Below are 15,820 nucleotides of genomic sequence, written 5' to 3'. Positions count from 1 at the left end.
GGGCCCTTAGGCGGGCGACCAGCCCTGTCCGCGCAGCAGGTTCCCGAGCCCCGCCCAGGCGAAGTTCATGAGGGTCGCCGCCGCCTCCTGGGCCGAGGGCCCGTCCGGCTCCGGCGCGTCGCCCGCCCAGTCCGCCAGCGACTCGGCCGCCCCGACCAGCGCGTGCGCGAGCCCGGACACCTCGGCAGCGGCCAGCCGCCGCTCCCGCGCGCCCTTGCGCGCCGCCGCCGCGATCAGTTGGGTCACGAACGCCACGATCTCCGCCCGCATCGCCGCCACTTCGTGCGCGTAAGGGTGACCGTGGGTCCGCGCCTGAACGTGCAGCAGCGCCCATCCGTCGGGGTGCCGGGCGGTGTGCGCGAAGAAGCCGCTCAGCCCGCTCCACAGCTGACGGTCCGCCGGCGCGCCCCGCTCGACCGCGCCCCGCACCGCAGCCACCAGCGACGCCGCCTCGCGCCGGATACACGCCGCGAACAGGTCTTCCTTGGAGTTGAGGTACAGATAGACCAGCGGCTTGGACACCCCGGCCAGCTCGGCGATGTCGTCCATGGAGGCGTGGCTGTAGCCGCGCCGCGCGAAGGCCCGCACCGCCGCGTCCAGCATCTGCTGCTCCCGTACCACCCGCGGTACGCGTTTGCTCCTCGTCGCCCCGCCCACGCGGACCGCCCCCTCCGCCAGTGCCCCCGCACACGCCTTACGCCCACCAGCCTACGGCGGACCACGACGAAGATCACCTGCCCGGCGCACCACTCTTGTCACGGCCCGCCAACCCCTTCACAGTGGCAACTGCGCATGTGCAACGCCCCGTTCAGCTCCGCACGCACCGAGCGAAGGAGATACGGACGATGCCCTCCCGCCGCCGCGCCGCAGCCGCTCTCGCCGCACTGGCCGCCGCGCCTCTTCTCCCCACCCCCGCCGAGGCCCGCTCCCGGCCCGCCGACCGGACCCGCAGCACCTCCACCGACCGGGCCCGCGGCACGACCACCGATCGGGCCCGCATCACCGCCGCCGACCGCGTCGGCGAACGCGTCCTCGACCTGACCATCCACTCCCCCGCCCTCGCCCGCGACGGCCACGCCCGGGTGCTGCTGCCCCGCGGCTACGACCGCCTGCCGCACCGCCGCTGGCCGGTCCTGTACCTCCTGCACGGCTGCTGCGACCCGGGCCCGGGCTGGGAAGCCTGGACCCTCAACACCGACGTCGAGGGGCTGACCGCGTCCCTCCCCGCCCTGGTGGTGTCCCCGGAGGGCGGCCCCGCCGGCTTCTACTCGGACTGGTGGAACGGCGGCGCCTACGGCCCGCCCGCCTGGGAGACCTTCCACCTGGCCGAGTTGCGCCCGCTGCTGGAGCGCGCGCTGCGCGGCAACGGCCGCCGGGCGATCGCGGGCCTGTCGATGGGCGGCTTCGGCGCCCTGTCCTACGCGGCCCGCCACCCCCGGCTCTTCCGCGCGGCCGCGTCGTTCAGCGGCGTCATCCACCCGCTGCGGGACCCGGCCGGCATCCAGGGCATCGTGCAGCGGTACGGAGCCGACCCCACCGCCCTGTGGGGCGACCCCGCGGCCCAGCCCGCCCTCTGGGCGGCCCACGACCCGTACACCCAGCTCACCCGCCTCCCCCGCGGCTACCCGGTGTACGTCTCCTGCGGCGACGGCAGCCCAGGGCCGCTGGACCCCGCGGACCGTCCCGTCGACACCCTCGAACAGGGCCTCGGGCTGATGGCCCGGGACTACGTACGCCGCGCCCGGGCCCACGGCCTGGCCCTCACCGCCCGCCTCTACGGCCCCGGCACCCACACCTGGCCGTACTGGGAGCGCGAACTGGGCCGTGCGCTACCTCTTCTGACCACCGCCCTCACCCGCCCCTGAGGCCTGCTCCTGGCTGGGGTGGGGCACGTCCTCCCAGGCCACCAGGCGCGGTGACGCGGGCGGGTGCCCGACCTCGCGCCGCGCCCGCGCCGAGGCGGTCAGTTCGTCGCGGAGATCGGCGAGTTCGACCACGCGCCGCTCTCCGCGACGGGCCACGGCCGCCGCGGCGGCCGCCATGATGACGTTCACGATGTCGCCGCCGGCCATGCCCTCGGATTCGGCCGCCAGGATGTCGGCGGTGACCTCGGGGTGCACCGGCATCTCCTCCGGGAGGAGTTTCGTCCACAGATCGCGCCGGGCGGCGAGGTCGGGCAGTTCCAGCCGGATATGCGCCAGGATCCGCCGGACGAACGCCACATCGTAGTTTTCCGGGAAGTTCGTCGTGAAGACGACGACGCCGTCGAAATGGTCCAGTTCGGTGAGCATCACCGAGCGGGACACATTGACGCTGTGGTCCGCGCTCTGGGTGACCCGGCTCAGCCGCCGCCCGAGAATGGAATCCGCCTCGTCGAAGATGAGCACGGCATCGCTCCGGCGGGCCTCGGCGAAACAGCGCACGATGTTCTTCGGCGTCTCGCCGACGTAACGGGATTCGATCTGGGCATAGCTCACCCGGAGATACGGCCGGCCGAGCCGGTGCGCGATGGCCTCCGCGCACGCGGACTTCCCCGTACCGGGCGGGCCGTACAGGCTCACCACCGCACCGCCGCGGTGCGGTGAAATCGCGGCCAGATTCCATTCCTTGAACAGCACGTCCCGGTGCGCGACGACGTTCAGCGCGGTGTCGACGCGTCTGCGCACCACATCCGCGAGGACGAGATCGTCGAAGGTCCGGGTGGGATGCTCCACCCGGAAGTCGACCCCCTCCGTTGATTCCCTGCCGCCTTCGGTACGTCCGGCATCCGCCTTCACGGTCGCGGTCGAGGTCGCCGTCGCCGACTTGGCCGCGCCGTCGCCGGAATCGGCGAACGTCCAGCGCCGCGGCACGGTGTTACGTCCCTCGTCCATGCACTGCCCCCCGTATCAGTGTGTGTCAGCCCGCCACGGTCCAGCGGCGGCTGACCTCGTCGTTTTCCTGGCAGATGAACTCCGCGCGGACTGCGTCGGGAATGTCGTCCCAGCCGGTGACCGTCTCGGTCACCAATGCGCTTTCGGGATTTCCGAAGACGCAGCGGACGACGGTGTGCGCGTCCGACCGCCCGGTCGCGGGCCTGATGAACACGACCTCCACCTCACGCACTTCCGATGCGAGCCGGGCGCGCAACTCGGGCGCTCCGGACCCGAGAACGGCGGCCCGGATGTCATCGGGGCCCGTGTCCAAGCGCGCCGCCCAGTCCTCGGCCAGGGCATCCAGCACGACGGCGGTGAGACCGCGGCCCCCCGCACGCCCGGCGGGCCGCGGCCACTGCCGCGACACCACCAGGACCGCCGCCACCGCCACTACACCGACGCCCGTCCACCACCACAGCGACATATGCCCGTTTCTTCCTCTGCGGGTCATTCTTCGAGTTCCTGGTCGCGCATCCTGGTCACGTCCATGCGATAACCGCCCGCGCTGCCCGCGACGATCGACTGACGGTATTTCTCGGGAAGGTCGTCCCAGGCGACGTCCTCCTCGACCACGATCCGCTTGACCGGCGCGTCGCTTCGCAGATGGCTCTTCATCAGCGCGGTCATGCGCCGGACGTAGGTGTTCGGGACCAATCCCTTCTCGAACTCGATGACCTGTTCGAGCAGATATGTCCGCAGCTGATTCCAGGCCGCCTTCACATTCCTGCGGATCGCGGTGGCGTACCTGTCCAGCTCGGTGAATGCGAGCTTCACCGTGTCGGACATCCAGGGAAGGTGCTCGGCCACCCAGGGGAAAAGCTGGTCCCGGGCCCAGACCATGATCTGATTCCACATGGTCAGCCCGAGGGCCAGGATGATCAGAGGAATGAAGAAAGCCATCAGACCCTCCCCAGTGGAAGGCTCAAGGTGACGCCCTCATCGCCGTCACGAATGATCCGCGCGCGCACGTCCTCGGGTATATCGCCCCAGTCGATCTCCTGCTTGATGCGCTTCCGTCGGACCTTCTGCCGGTCCGCGCCGTACAGCATCTCGATGACCCGCACCCCCGTGCCCCCGGGCCGGGCCCGGTATTCGACGGTCACCGCGACGAGCTCCCGGCGGAGCGTCTCGATCACCCCCGCCTTCGCCCGCGGCAGTTCCGGCCGGATGGACGACCCGTGCGGCTCGCCGCACATCTCGACGAGGGCGCTGAAGACGTCACTCGACGGCAGCCCCAGAACGGGCTCGCACTCCTCGGCGAGGATCCCGTACACGACGATCGAGTCCGATTCCGGCGGGGCCTCCAGCGCCGCGATCACGACGTCGATCATCTTCAGGATGTGCCGGAGCGCGATTTTGCCGACAACGCCCCGATCGGCTCCCGGTTTCGGCAGGACGGCCTTGTCCGCCATCTCCCGCAGCGCCTTTTCGATCAAGTCGCGCGCGGATCGCAGTGATTTCCCCGCTGTGGTGTCAGGCATGCGCGTTCCCCCCGTTACGACCGCATGTACACGAGCACATATTAGCGCCGTAACAGTGGATAACACATACCGTGAAAGAAACTGACAGGAATACAGCACTCACTGATCGAAAAAATCGCCCTGCGGCTGCGGCGCCCGGACGCCGTCTGAGCCTCCGTACCTAGGCGCCCTCCGCCCCCGCGCGGATGTGACGGTCCGGTCCGGCGCCGTAGCTTCCGGCCATGCCCACATCCCACCCGCGCCCCACCCGGCCCGACCCACCGCAGCTGGAGCTGAGCCCGACGCCCGAACCCGAGTTCGTCGGCCCCCGCAGCGCCGTCACAGCGGCCCTGGTCACGCTGCTCATCCTGGTCCTGTGCGGCATGTGCGCGCTTCTCTACTTGAACTGGTCGGTGAAGCGTGACATCGAGGCCCACGACGGCAGCATCGATGTGACCGGCGAAAACCCGGAGCGTGACGGGATCCTCCAGCCGTACGAAAACGGGGTGGACGTGACCTTCGGCACGCCCCGGCGGATCCGTCCGGCCCCGGGTGACGACAACCACGAGCCCGGCGACCTCACGTATACGTACACCGTTCTGATCATCAACGGCAGCGGCAAGGTCCTCGATCTCGCCGGCAGCGACCTCTACGAGAGCCTCCACGAAGGCCAGTCCCTGCCCGACGGCTCGATCGTGTACGGCACCTGGAAGGTCGACGGCATGAAGCGCGAAGCCCTCCCCGACCATCTCGCCGACGACGAGCGCATGGAGGCCACGGTGCGGGTCAACGTCCCACCACGCACCGCGTTCCTCAATGCCGACCTGAGCATCGCCGACGGCTACGAGACGATCTACATGAAGCTGGGCCTCAACGCATAGCACGGTGCCCCAGCGCCCCGAAGGATTACGCGATGGCCAACCGACGCTCCAGCTCGTCGGCCCCGATGCGACAGTCCAGGTTCACTCATCGGCATCCGGACTGTTCTCGCTCTCCTCAGCCGCCAGCTGCCGAGCAAGGGCGTTGAAGGCGTGAGTACTGATTGGCCGCCTTCAGGTCCGCAGCATCCGGCTTCACGACCCAGGACTGGGCTGCCCCGTTGCCGAACACGACGTTGATGGCCGCAGCACCCTTGTTCTTGCGGCCCGTCGCCAAAGCCGAAGCTCCCAGAGTCATGGCACCGCCGACCAGGCGGGTAGCCGTCCACGCCTTGTGCGCACCAGCGTTGAAGAACTCGGCGCTCCCACCCGCTACGGGGCCGAACGACGTCTCCCCGTACTCGGACTTGGCCCACATGTGGAGCATGGCCGCACGGTTCATGGCCGTCTCCGACGGGTGCTCTGCCCGCCAGGCTCGCAGCCGCGCTTTCTCCTCCTGCTTGGCCCGACGCTTCCTTGCGGCGTCAGCCCTGGCCAACTCGCGCCGCGCCTGACGAGCGGCGGACTTCTCCGGATCACGCTGGAAGATGCTCACGGGCCCCCGAACCTGTTTGGGTCGTCCGGCACTGGGAGGGCCACGAGTGACACTGCGGCGCCCCCAGCCCGGCGCGATCTCTCATGTACACGAAGATTCCCAAGGTGGCAGCTATTTCGTGAAGAAGAATGAAGGTAACGAAATGGGATCAAATAGCCATGACGAACGAGAGCACGACGACGACCCCGGTGCCACTGGCACCGGGGTTCATGATCGGTCTCCAGCAGACCCCCAGGAGTTGACCAGGCACGCGGGCCGGTATTACTTCTTCGGTTGTTGCCCGTAGCCGCGGATCTCAGTACTGCTGTCGGCCACCCGGGTAGCGGACCGGCTTTCGGCACTCCGGTGCGTCGACAGGAGCAGGTTCGCCGTCGAGCGCGTAGCACAAGGCCGCGTGCAACTGCTCCGCTTCCACCACGGTCAGCACCAGCGAGGCCCCGGCAGCGCCCTCGGGGCGGAGCACATGAAGCGGCAGCTCAAAATGACCGTTCTTACGAGGCCGCAGCCCACGCCCCGGGACAGGGCTGACCTTCCAGCCTTCTGACGTGTCACTCATCCGAGCACCCCGTTCTCCTGAGCCGATCCGTCGTCCTCGTCCTCATCAGGCGCGGGAAGGCGCCTCCCGCGGCTATCCGCGACCCGGAGCGCATCATGAAGCGCCTCGACCCAGACGATTCGAAAGAAGCGGAGTTCACCGGCTCCCACCTTCGGATTACCGAGAAGCGCGCGAGCATGGTCGAGAAGTTCAGCGCCCATGCGCAGTTGGACCGCTTCCATCTCGTCAGCGAGCTGAGACAGATACCCCTTGCCGTCCTCGTCGGTCACCAGGTAGCACGGCTGGCCAGCCGTTCCGTTCCACGGCAACAAGCGCGGTTGCGTACTCATCGGACCACCACCATCCCGTGGGGAGCACACAGCACCTCCACTCGGGGGAGTCCCTCCCGACGCCGTTCATGCGCCACGACGTACGGCCGGACGGGCGCCTGGTGCACGCGCGGAAAGCGCAGCGTCGGAGCATCCCCGCCACTCTCGGGAAGGCTTGTCTCGACTGTGCGACAACGTCCCGGCCCAAGCCGTACTACTCGCGCCAACAGTTCGAAGATTCTGTCGATACAGTTCCGCATGTCGACCTGCTTTCCTCAGGTTGGCCACGCCCCGGGGTGCCGCACGCACCGCCGGGGTCCTTACGTTCTCGACAGTCAACGACTGTCTTGGAACAGGCGGCAGCGATCACGTGGGGGTCCACGTGCACGCAGGGGGTTCGCGGAGGCAGGCATGGGGGCTCGCCATGAACCCACACCACAAAGAAACTTGCTGTGACAGGATGAACACTTGACGTGATGTCGGGGGTGACAGCGGGGGTGGACAAAAAGCCGAATCACCGGTTGGCCGCTCACATGAAGGAAGCCGGGGCGTCGAACAAGGGCTTAGCCAGGCGGGTCTGTGAAGTTGCGGCGCGACATGGCGAACAGCGAGGGACCACGCATGTCTCCGTGCAGCGATGGCTCGATGGCGGAGGCATTCAGCCGCAGACTGCGGCGTTCGTAGCGGAAGCTCTGAGCGACAAACTGCATCGAACGATCACGCCGACGGATCTTGGCTTCCCTGGACCGGTGCCGGTCACCCCAACAGCCGGCGTGAACTACGCCAAGTCGCTACCCGAAGCTCTGAGTGTCCTTGACGGCCTTGCGCGGCTACGACCAGAAGACGATCCACCGAGCGAACTTCTCCTGACCGAGGCGGACGTTGATCACGCTGCCCTCACGTGGCTGGTCTCACGTCCGGACGGTCTCAGCAATGACTCCGCTGGATCCCGTCGCGTGGGCATGAGGGACATCGCCGCTATCCGCACTGCGGCCGGGTACTTCATGCAGCTCGATTTCCAATTTGGCGGCGGTCACGCGCACAAGGCGTTCCGCCACTATTTCCGTGAGGAAGTGTTGCCGCTACTGGACGCAAGTTACAGCGCCAAGGTAGGCACGGCACTGTTCGGAGCGGCAACGGAGATTTCACAACTCCTGGCGTGGACGGCGTACGACAGCGGCAATCACACGCTTGCCGACCGGTACATGATGTCGACTCTCCGGCTGACGCAGGTTGTCGACGACCGAATGATGGGTGCGCGCATCCTTGCCAACATGAGCCACCAAGCCAATTACTTGAGGCAGGCATCGCGCGCCATGCGTCTTGCCAGGGCAGCCATTGAGGGAGGACGAGCCCACTCCACGCCACGCGGAATGGCTCTGTTCGCGGCTCACGAAGCACGCGCCCTCTCTACCGTAGGGGACCACACGGGGGCGGGACGTGCAATGAACGAGGCAGAGCGATTTTTCGAACTCGCCGATACCGGTGACGATCCGGAGTGGCTCTCCTACATGGATGAAGCCGAACTGGTCGGCGAGTTCTGTCACTGCTTCCGTGATCTCGGGAAAAGCCGTGAGGCCGTGCACTTCGCAGAACGAGCAGTCTCCCTCACGGACCCCAAGTACGCCCGCACGCTCGGCTTCTGCCGCATGGTGCTCGCCCAGAGTCAGCTACTGAATGGTGAACTCGAAGCGGCAGTCACTACAGCGGGTCTCGCTGTCGAGGCCGGGGACGCCCTCCAATCCGCACGCTTTCAGCGGTACGTTACGGACTTCCAGCACGCAGTGTCGGTCCACGCCAGCAACAGTACCGTGCAGCAGTTCAACGAGCAGGTACGTGACGCGATGACGCAGATGGATGACGAATAGCGACCTCAGCCCGGATGCCAGTTGCGCGGCGCGTCATCATCCCGCAGGGAAGCAACGCGCCGAGCGTACTCCTCGGCTACCTCAGCGCTCTCGGAAACGTTCTGCATGAGCCAAGTGGTCATGTTGAATTCCTGAACGCCCCGCAGAGTGGCGAACCCAGACCACTCGCGCAGATCTCTGCCGTACGCACCAGTGAACTCCGCATACTGCTCCGGGGTCTGCCAACGGAGACTGTGATGCTCAGTGGCAGTAACCATCAGGTCCCACTCCTGATGATCGAAGCTGAACCTCTCCAGGTCGATAAGAATTACTCGGCCGTTCCGATCCACCATGAGGTTCTGGACATGCGCATCACCGTGTACCGGCCCCTTCTTGGACTCGAAGCGAAGATCTCCAATCCGGTCGCGCAACTCCCGCGCACGCTTGCGTAGGAATTCGCGGTCATCCTCCGGTATGTCGGTAGCCGCATCAATGCGCCGATCGGTTCGGTCCAAGGCAGGGAATGGTGCAAGGCTCAGACCGTCCGGCAGGCTCAGCGAGTGGAGGTCACGCAGAATTGCCCCCAACTCTCCGTAGGTTGCCTTCCGGTCGTTCTCCTTTATCAAGTGCCAGAACGTCACCGGATGGCCGTCGATGACCAACGGCTGCTCCAGATCATCGACGACACGGGCCGCCGGGAAGCCTTCACGCTCCAGCCAGCGCGACACCTCCACCTCGCCCCGTACAGAGGGCAGATACTCCGTTGATCTTGCGATGCGCACGACCACCGGGTGCTCCGTCAGCCGGAAGAGCGCGTTCTCTCCCAAGCGGATCAGTTGGGCCCCGTCGCTGCCGAGGCCCACTCGTCGGCACGCAGCAGCCATAGCCTGCGTAGCACCTGCCGACGAGAACCCCTCTCCTGAACCCTGTGCAGCGCCAGACGGCATGCGGTTCGGCTCCTCTCCATCACGCCGCCGGGCCCAGGGACCAACCGCAAGGCCGTCAGCGACTCACGGCAGACATCACTGCGACGGTACCCACGACGTGGGAACGAAGACGTGACGGAGCATGACGGTCAGCCACAGCACAGCACATCGTCCCCGCTCTCAGCAGAGAACGGGGACGATGTCGAGGCAGTACGGGGCGACCGTCGCTACGCGGTGGCCAGTTGACGCTCCGGCTCGGCGGCCTCGTCACGGTCGTCCAGGGGCGACGCGGTGGCGTTGTTGTAGGCGTCGTGGTCGAGGATCTTCTCGCGGGCCGAGACCACGACCGGTATCAGGGCCTGGCCGGCGACGTTCGTGGCCGTCCGCATCATGTCCAGGACCGGGTCGATGGCCATCAGCAGGCCGACGCCCTCCAGGGGGAGGCCGAGGGTGGAGAGGGTCAGGGTGAGCATGACCGTCGCGCCGGTGAGACCGGCCGTGGCGGCGGAGCCGATGACCGAGACGAAGGCGATCAGCAGGTAGTCACCGAGGCCGAGGTGCACGCCGAAGATCTCGGCGATGAAGATCGCCGCGAGCGCCGGGTAGATGGAGGCGCAGCCGTCCATCTTGGTGGTCGAGCCGAAGGGCACCGCGAAGGACGCGTACTCCTTGGGCACTCCCAGGCGTTCGGTGACCTTCTGGGTGAGCGGCATGGTGCCGACCGAGGAGCGGGAGACGAAGGCCAGCTGGATCGCGGGCCAGGCGCCCTTGAAGAAGCTCAGCGGGTTGACCTTGGCGACGGTCGCCAGCAGCAGCGGGTAGACGCCGAACATCACCAGCGCGCAGCCGATGTAGACGTCGGCGGTGAAGGTCGCGTACTTGCTGATGAGGTTCCAGCCGTACTCGGCGATGGCGGAGCCGATGAGCCCCAGGCTGCCCAGCGGGGCGAGGCGGATGACCCACCACAGGGCCTTCTGCAGCAGCTCCAGCACCGACTGGCTCAGGGTGAGGATCGGCTGCGCCCTCTCACCGAGCTGGAGGGCGGCGACGCCCGCGACAGCGGCCATGAAGACGATCTGCAACACCTGCAGATCGGTGAACGGCGTGATGACGTCCGTCGGCACGATGCCGGTGAGGAAGTCCAGCCAGGACCCGGCCTCGTCGGGCTTGGCGCCGTCCTTCGCGGTCAGGCCGGTGCCCGCGCCCGGGTTGGTGAGCAGGCCGATGGCCAGGCCGATGGCGACCGCGATGAGCGAGGTGGCCATGAACCACAGCAGCGTGCGGGTGGCCAGCCGGGCGGCGTTGCTGACGTTCCGCAGGTTCGTGATCGATATCAGGATCGCGAAGAAGACCAGCGGGGCGACGGCGAGCTTCAGCAGCTGGACGAAGATCGAGCCGATCTTGTCGAGCGTGGTGACCAGCCAGCCGACGTCGCCGCTGCGGGCGACCCAGCCGAGCACCACACCGAGGACGAGACCCAGCAGGATCTGCGCCCAGAACGGCACCTTGGGCAAGCGGAAGGACGACGTCCGGCCGGACGTCTCGGGGAGGGACGACAACGGACACACTCCGGGGGAGGTAAGCAGGGCGAGAAAAAGCCAGGAGTCCGTACGGGATCTCCGGCCGCTGTACGAGAGGGGTCAGCGGCGTTGACAGGCCGCGGACCGACAGCGGCAAAGATCGATGTGCAGGCGCGCCACGAGCGGAACGCTCGCTGCGATACGGGGCGCGGCTGCTGTCTTCATGACAAGTACATTAACACCAGAACTTTGGGGAACCCAAAGAAAATCTTTGGTCCCACTGGCCCCTGAAACAGCTCAACGCCCCCTGGGCCAGCGGCTACTGGCCCAGGGGGCATCGGAAACGAGTGCGGAGTGTGAGGATCCTTACACGGAGTTACGCGCCGGCGCGCGAGCCGTCCTGCACGCTGTCCTGCGCGCCGTCCTCCTGGCTCTGGCTCGCCGACAGCCGCTCCTTGGCCCGGTCCACGCGCTCGGCGACCTGCACCGCCATCGCCTCGCGCTGCTTGCGCAGCAGGACGAAGCTGAGCGGGGCGGACACGACCAGCGCGAGCAGGACGACCCAGAACAGGTTGGAGGCGCCGAGGCCGGCGGGGACGACGCGGAAGTAGACCAGGGCCCACATGATCAGAAAGCAACCGGCGAAGATCCCCAGGCGCATGCTGGTGTAGCGGAGCGTGGCGCTCGGCTTGAGAGACACGGCGGGGTCCCCTTTCTCCGGGAAGTCCTCCTGGAAGTTCCTGCCCTCCCAGTCAATCACGTCCGGTTTCTGATCAATTCAGCGCCCAGTCAGTTCAGTGGGAGCCGTCAGTTCAGCGGTAGCCACATGGTGATGTCGTCGCGGAAGTCGTCGTCCGCGACCTTGATCGCCCCCGGCACCCGGCCGACCTCCTTGTAGCCGCACGACGCGTAGAAACGGTCCACCCCGGTGCCGCCCCGGCAGGTGAGCCGTATGCCCCGGATGCCGTCCATCCCGCGCGCGGCTTCCTCCACGGCGGCCATCAGCTCACGGCCGTAGCCCTTGCCCTGGTGGGAGGGGTGCACCATCACGGTGTAGAGCCAGCACCAGTGCCGCATCAGCCGGTGGGTGTTGAGGGTGAAGAAGGCGGTCGCGGCCGCCGCGCCGGTCTCGTCCCGGCCGACGAGCAGCCGGGTGTGCCCCTCGGCCATCGCGGCGAGGTGCTTGATCAACTCGGGCCGTACGTCCTCCGTGGTCACCGGTGGCACGAAACCGACGGCGCCGCCCGCGTTCGAGACGTCCGCCCAGAGCGTACGGATCGAGTCGAGCAGCTCAGGGGTGGTCTCGGGGTCGAGGTCGAACGTCAGGGGCATGCGGACGACGATATCCGAGCAGCTGTCCGAACCAGCTCCGTGGCCCAGGGCCCGGCGAAGAGACTCAGCGAAGGGCCTCCGCCACGATCAGCAGATCCGACACCAGGCCCCGGTGGACCGCCTCGCGGTCGTCGGCCCGCAGTACGGCGGACGGGTGGATCGTGGCGACCATCTCGCGGTCGTCCAGCGCGGGGCACGTCAGCAGCGTCCCCCGCTGCTCGGTCACCCGGAACGACGGCCCCAGCAGCGCCTTCCCGGCGGTCGCGCCGAGCGCCACGATCATCTCGGGGTCGATCGCCCGCACCTCCGCGGCCAGCCAGGGACGGCAGGCGGTCATCTCGCGCAGGCTGGGCGGCTTGTGGATGCGCCGCTTGCCGCGCTCGGGGACGACCGTGAACTTGAAGTGCTTGACGGCATTGGTGATGTACGTCTCGTCCGGGTCCACCCCGGCCTCGTCCAGCGCCCGGGTCAGCACCCGGCCGGCGGGCCCGACGAACGGCTTGCCCTGCCGGTCCTCCTGGTCGCCTGGCTGCTCGCCGACGAGGACGACGCGGGCGTGCGGGGCGCCCGCGCCGAACACGGTCTGCGTCGCCTCGCGGTGCAGCGGGCAGCCGCGGCATCCGGCGGCCGCCTCCCGGAGCGCGTCCAGACCGGCGCCGCCGGGCACGAAGGGCTCGGCCGTGTACGCGTCCTCGGGGGCCGTACGGGCGCTCATGCGCCCCGGGTACCCGCCGCGCCGTCCCTCAGACGAATACGTACGAAGGGGCTCACACCCGCATCGGCTGCGGCGACTCGCGCCGGGCCGGGTCCGGGCCCTCGTACTCGCGGATGGTCTCGTACCGGGTGTTGCGCTCCACCGGGCGGAAGCCCGCGTCCCGGATCAGGTCCAGCAGGTCGTCGCGGGTCAGCTTGTTCGGCGTGCCGTAGTTGTCCGCGTCGTGCGTGATCTTGTACTCGACGACCGAACCGTCCATGTCGTCCGCGCCGTGGTTGAGGGCGAGCTGCGCGGTCTGCACCCCGTGCATCACCCAGAAGACCTTGACGTGCGGGACGTTGTCGAACAGCAGCCGGGAGACCGCGAAGGTCTTCAGCGCCTCCGCACCGGTCGCCATGGAGGTGCGCGCCTGCAGCCGGTTGCGGATCTTGCCGTCCTGCATGTCCACGAAGTCGTGCTGGTAGCGCAGCGGGATGAAGACCTGGAATCCGCCGGTCTCGTCCTGCAGCTCACGCAGCCGCAGCACGTGGTCCACCCGGTGCCGGGGCTCCTCGATGTGCCCGTACAGCATGGTGCACGGGGTCTTGAGACCCTTCTCGTGCGCCAGCCGGTGGATGCGCGACCAGTCCTCCCAGTGGGTGTCGTGGTCGACGATGTGCTGCCTGACCTCCCAGTCGAAGATCTCCGCGCCGCCGCCGGTCAGCGACTCCAGACCGGCGTCGATCAGCTCGTCCAGGATCTCGGACGCGGACATGCCGGAGATCTTCTCGAAGTGGTGGATCTCGGTGGCGGTGAACGCCTTCAGCGACACCTCGGCGGGCAGCGCCTCCTTGAGCGCCTTCAGCGACCGCGGGTAGTAGCGCCAGGGCAGGGTGGGGTGCAGCCCGTTGACGATGTGCAGCTCGGTGAGCTTGTCGTTCTCCATCGCCTTGGCGAGGCGGACGGCCTCCTCGATGCGCATCGTGTACGCGTCCTTCTCGCCCGGCTTGCGCTGGAAGGAGCAGTAGGCGCAGGACGCGGTGCACACGTTCGTCATGTTGAGATGACGGTTGACGTTGAAGTGGACGACGTCGCCGTTCTTGCGGGTGCGCACCTCATGGGCGAGCCCGCCCAGCCAGGCCAGGTCGTCGGACTCGTACAGGGCGATGCCGTCCTCACGGGTGAGCCGCTCCCCCGCGAGAACCTTCTGCTCCAACTCCCGCTTGAAACCCACATCGTGTGTCGCTGCGCTCATGCGACGGCCGCCTCCCATGCGTCTGGCCCTACGTCGTCGTGCCGGTGTCGGCCTTCGCCGAGACTACGCCTCGACGTCCTCGGGAAGTTCCCCGACCCGGTTCTCCCACTTCGTGGAGAGCACGATCGTGGAACGCGTCCGGGCGACGCCCTTGGTCAGGGACAGTCTGCGGACGGTGCGCTCCAAGCCGTCCACGTTCGAGGCACGCACCTTGAGCATGTACGAGTCGTCGCCCGCGATGAACCAGCAGTCCTCGATCTCGGCGAGGTCGCGCAGCCGCTGCGCCACGTCCTCGTGGTCGGCGGCGTCGGAGAGCTGGAGGCCGATGAGGGCGGTGACTCCGAGGCCGAGGGAGGCCGCGTCCACGGTCGCGCGATAGCCCGTGATCACCCCGGCCGTCTCCAGGCGGTTGATCCGGTCCGTGACGCTGGGCCCGGAGAGGCCGACGAGCCTGCCGAGCTCCGCGTACGAGGCCCTGCCGTTCTCCCGCAGGGCCTGGATGAGCTGCCTGTCCACCGCGTCCATATGCCGTGCGCCTTCCATTATTCAGGGTTAGAGCGTCATTACATGTAGAATCTAAGGCATCAGGACCACAAGTCCTGCAAATCCTCTAGGCGTTCGGCCTGTTACCTCAGGAGATGAGAACTCACCGTGTACACGATCGAAGGTCTTGAAGCCCGCATGCTGGAGCTGCGGGAACTGGCCGGCCGCTCGCGTGCCGTGGTCCGTACCCATGACCGTCCCGTGTCCCGGACGGCCCGCCGCGCGGCCGTCGTCGCGGCCCGCGCCGCCCGCGCCAGGAAGCGCTGGACGCGCTAGTCCGGTCCTCGGTCTCCACCGAGTTCCCCCTCCCACCGGCGGTACAGCTTGTGCGGCACCCCCGCCGCGTCCAGCACCCGCCCCGCGACGAAGTCCACCAGATCCTGGATGTGCCTCGCACCCGCGTAGAACGCCGGCGAGGCGGGCAGCACCACGGCGCCCGCCTCGTCCAGCGTCACCAGGTGCCGCAGGGTCTGCCCGTTCAGCGGGGTCTCCCGCACCGCCACCACGAGCGGACGGCGCTCCTTCAGCGTCACGCTCGCGGCCCGCTGGAGCAGGTCCTTCGAAAGGCCCAGCGCGACCCCGGCCACACACGCGGTGCTCGCGGGGACGATCAGCATCCCCTTGACGGCGTAGCTGCCCGAGGACGGCCCGGCGGCCAGATCCCCGGCCGCCCAGTGAGTCACGTCCGCCGAGTCCACCGGGACGTCGTCGAACGCGTCCGGCGTACCGTCCGCGCCGCGCGCCAGCCAGCGGCGCAGATCCTCCCGCCAGTGCGCGTCCCGGAACCCGATCCCCGTCTCGTCCAGCAGCGTCAGCCGCGAGGCGCGGCTGACGACCAGGTCGACGGCCTCACCCGCGTACAGCAGCGCGCGCAGCACCGAGGCGGCGTACGGCGTCCCGGACGCGCCGGATACACCGACCACCCAGGGCCGACGTCTGCTCACTTCTTCGTGCGGCCTGTTCGGCCCGTGCGGCGGCTCCACACACCGAG

At 68.1% G+C, this 15,820-nt stretch carries 20 protein-coding genes; 4 read left to right on the top strand and 16 right to left on the bottom strand.

Annotated features, from left to right (window positions below; translation table 11 throughout):
- Nucleotides 1–6 precede the first annotated feature (6 nt).
- Nucleotides 7–603 carry a TetR/AcrR family transcriptional regulator gene (locus ACH4SI_RS24310; RefSeq protein ID WP_398299482.1) on the bottom strand — a complete coding sequence of 199 codons (597 nt, stop codon included), beginning with the start codon at nucleotides 601–603 and terminating at the stop codon, nucleotides 7–9.
- A gap of 242 nt (nucleotides 604–845) precedes the next feature.
- On the opposite strand from ACH4SI_RS24310, the gene ACH4SI_RS24305 reads away from it, so the two are divergent.
- Nucleotides 846–1,865: an alpha/beta hydrolase gene (locus tag ACH4SI_RS24305; protein ID WP_398298942.1), complete on the top strand. Its 1,020-nt coding sequence runs from the start codon at nucleotides 846–848 to the stop codon at nucleotides 1,863–1,865.
- Here ACH4SI_RS24305 and ACH4SI_RS24300 read toward each other — a convergent pair.
- From ACH4SI_RS24300 to ACH4SI_RS24285, 4 genes are read right to left on the bottom strand one after another with little or no spacing between them, the layout of a single operon-like run.
- Complete coding sequence (locus ACH4SI_RS24300; RefSeq protein WP_398298940.1) at nucleotides 1,830–2,873, bottom strand: ATP-binding protein; 1,044 nt, start codon at nucleotides 2,871–2,873, stop codon at nucleotides 1,830–1,832. The genes ACH4SI_RS24305 and ACH4SI_RS24300 overlap by 36 nt on opposite strands.
- A 25-nt stretch (nucleotides 2,874–2,898) precedes the next feature.
- Nucleotides 2,899–3,339 (bottom strand): hypothetical protein, encoded by a 441-nt coding sequence (locus ACH4SI_RS24295; RefSeq protein WP_398298938.1) that lies wholly within the window; start codon nucleotides 3,337–3,339, stop codon nucleotides 2,899–2,901.
- Nucleotides 3,340–3,362: 23 nt separating this feature from the next.
- Nucleotides 3,363–3,815 carry a hypothetical protein gene (locus tag ACH4SI_RS24290; protein WP_398298936.1) on the bottom strand — a complete coding sequence of 151 codons (453 nt, stop codon included), beginning with the start codon at nucleotides 3,813–3,815 and terminating at the stop codon, nucleotides 3,363–3,365.
- The gene (locus tag ACH4SI_RS24285) at nucleotides 3,815–4,396 is read right to left on the bottom strand and encodes a hypothetical protein (protein WP_398298934.1); all 582 of its coding nucleotides are present in this window, start codon (nucleotides 4,394–4,396) and stop codon (nucleotides 3,815–3,817) included. Before ACH4SI_RS24285 ends, ACH4SI_RS24290 begins: the two co-directional genes overlap by 1 nt.
- A 221-nt stretch (nucleotides 4,397–4,617) precedes the next feature.
- On the opposite strand from ACH4SI_RS24285, the gene ACH4SI_RS24280 reads away from it, so the two are divergent.
- Nucleotides 4,618–5,256 (top strand): hypothetical protein, encoded by a 639-nt coding sequence (locus ACH4SI_RS24280; protein ID WP_398298932.1) that lies wholly within the window; start codon nucleotides 4,618–4,620, stop codon nucleotides 5,254–5,256.
- A 115-nt stretch (nucleotides 5,257–5,371) separates the two neighbouring features.
- Here the strand turns inward: ACH4SI_RS24280 and ACH4SI_RS24275 are convergent, their stop codons facing one another.
- The 3 genes from ACH4SI_RS24275 to ACH4SI_RS24265 form a co-directional block, all read right to left on the bottom strand.
- Nucleotides 5,372–5,848: a hypothetical protein gene (locus tag ACH4SI_RS24275; protein WP_398298930.1), complete on the bottom strand. Its 477-nt coding sequence runs from the start codon at nucleotides 5,846–5,848 to the stop codon at nucleotides 5,372–5,374.
- A gap of 295 nt (nucleotides 5,849–6,143) precedes the next feature.
- On the bottom strand, nucleotides 6,144–6,404 hold the full coding sequence (locus ACH4SI_RS24270) for a hypothetical protein (RefSeq protein WP_398298928.1): 261 nt from the start codon (nucleotides 6,402–6,404) through the stop codon (nucleotides 6,144–6,146).
- Nucleotides 6,401–6,733: a hypothetical protein gene (locus ACH4SI_RS24265; protein ID WP_398298926.1), complete on the bottom strand. Its 333-nt coding sequence runs from the start codon at nucleotides 6,731–6,733 to the stop codon at nucleotides 6,401–6,403. The genes ACH4SI_RS24270 and ACH4SI_RS24265 overlap by 4 nt, the downstream gene beginning before the upstream one ends.
- 476 nt (nucleotides 6,734–7,209) lie before the next feature.
- On the opposite strand from ACH4SI_RS24265, the gene ACH4SI_RS24260 reads away from it, so the two are divergent.
- A complete protein-coding gene (locus tag ACH4SI_RS24260) occupies nucleotides 7,210–8,580 on the top strand; it encodes a sporulation protein (RefSeq protein ID WP_398298924.1) in 1,371 nt (456 codons plus the stop codon).
- A 5-nt stretch (nucleotides 8,581–8,585) separates the two neighbouring features.
- On the opposite strand, the gene ACH4SI_RS24255 is transcribed toward ACH4SI_RS24260, so the two are convergent.
- From ACH4SI_RS24255 to ACH4SI_RS24225, 7 genes are all read right to left on the bottom strand, one after another.
- On the bottom strand, nucleotides 8,586–9,506 hold the full coding sequence (locus tag ACH4SI_RS24255; protein WP_398298922.1) for a phosphotransferase enzyme family protein: 921 nt from the start codon (nucleotides 9,504–9,506) through the stop codon (nucleotides 8,586–8,588).
- Between the two features lie 206 nt (nucleotides 9,507–9,712).
- Nucleotides 9,713–11,053, bottom strand: coding sequence for a dicarboxylate/amino acid:cation symporter (locus ACH4SI_RS24250; RefSeq protein WP_398298920.1), 1,341 nt, complete (start codon nucleotides 11,051–11,053; stop codon nucleotides 9,713–9,715).
- 328 nt (nucleotides 11,054–11,381) lie between these two features.
- The gene (locus ACH4SI_RS24245; protein ID WP_398298918.1) at nucleotides 11,382–11,705 is read right to left on the bottom strand and encodes a DUF4229 domain-containing protein; all 324 of its coding nucleotides are present in this window, start codon (nucleotides 11,703–11,705) and stop codon (nucleotides 11,382–11,384) included.
- A 107-nt stretch (nucleotides 11,706–11,812) separates the two neighbouring features.
- On the bottom strand, nucleotides 11,813–12,337 hold the full coding sequence (locus ACH4SI_RS24240; protein ID WP_398298916.1) for a GNAT family N-acetyltransferase: 525 nt from the start codon (nucleotides 12,335–12,337) through the stop codon (nucleotides 11,813–11,815).
- Nucleotides 12,338–12,401: 64 nt separating this feature from the next.
- Nucleotides 12,402–13,052 carry a UdgX family uracil-DNA binding protein gene (locus ACH4SI_RS24235; RefSeq protein ID WP_398298914.1) on the bottom strand — a complete coding sequence of 217 codons (651 nt, stop codon included), beginning with the start codon at nucleotides 13,050–13,052 and terminating at the stop codon, nucleotides 12,402–12,404.
- 52 nt (nucleotides 13,053–13,104) lie between these two features.
- Entirely contained in the window at nucleotides 13,105–14,286 is a 1,182-nt protein-coding gene (mqnE, locus tag ACH4SI_RS24230) for an aminofutalosine synthase MqnE (RefSeq protein WP_398298912.1), read from the bottom strand.
- A 63-nt stretch (nucleotides 14,287–14,349) separates the two neighbouring features.
- The gene (locus ACH4SI_RS24225) at nucleotides 14,350–14,811 is read right to left on the bottom strand and encodes an Lrp/AsnC family transcriptional regulator (RefSeq protein WP_398298910.1); all 462 of its coding nucleotides are present in this window, start codon (nucleotides 14,809–14,811) and stop codon (nucleotides 14,350–14,352) included.
- 126 nt (nucleotides 14,812–14,937) lie between these two features.
- Between ACH4SI_RS24225 and ACH4SI_RS24220 the strand changes: the two genes are divergently transcribed.
- Nucleotides 14,938–15,105 (top strand): hypothetical protein, encoded by a 168-nt coding sequence (locus tag ACH4SI_RS24220; protein ID WP_398298908.1) that lies wholly within the window; start codon nucleotides 14,938–14,940, stop codon nucleotides 15,103–15,105.
- Here ACH4SI_RS24220 and ACH4SI_RS24215 read toward each other — a convergent pair.
- Nucleotides 15,102–15,773: a UbiX family flavin prenyltransferase gene (locus ACH4SI_RS24215; RefSeq protein WP_398298906.1), complete on the bottom strand. Its 672-nt coding sequence runs from the start codon at nucleotides 15,771–15,773 to the stop codon at nucleotides 15,102–15,104. The genes ACH4SI_RS24220 and ACH4SI_RS24215 overlap by 4 nt on opposite strands.
- Nucleotides 15,774–15,820 lie beyond the last annotated feature (47 nt).

The organism is Streptomyces sp. NPDC021212, assembly GCF_044332925.1.
GTDB lineage: Bacteria > Actinomycetota > Actinomycetes > Streptomycetales > Streptomycetaceae > Streptomyces.
This window is presented reverse-complemented; position numbering and strand designations above follow the sequence as displayed.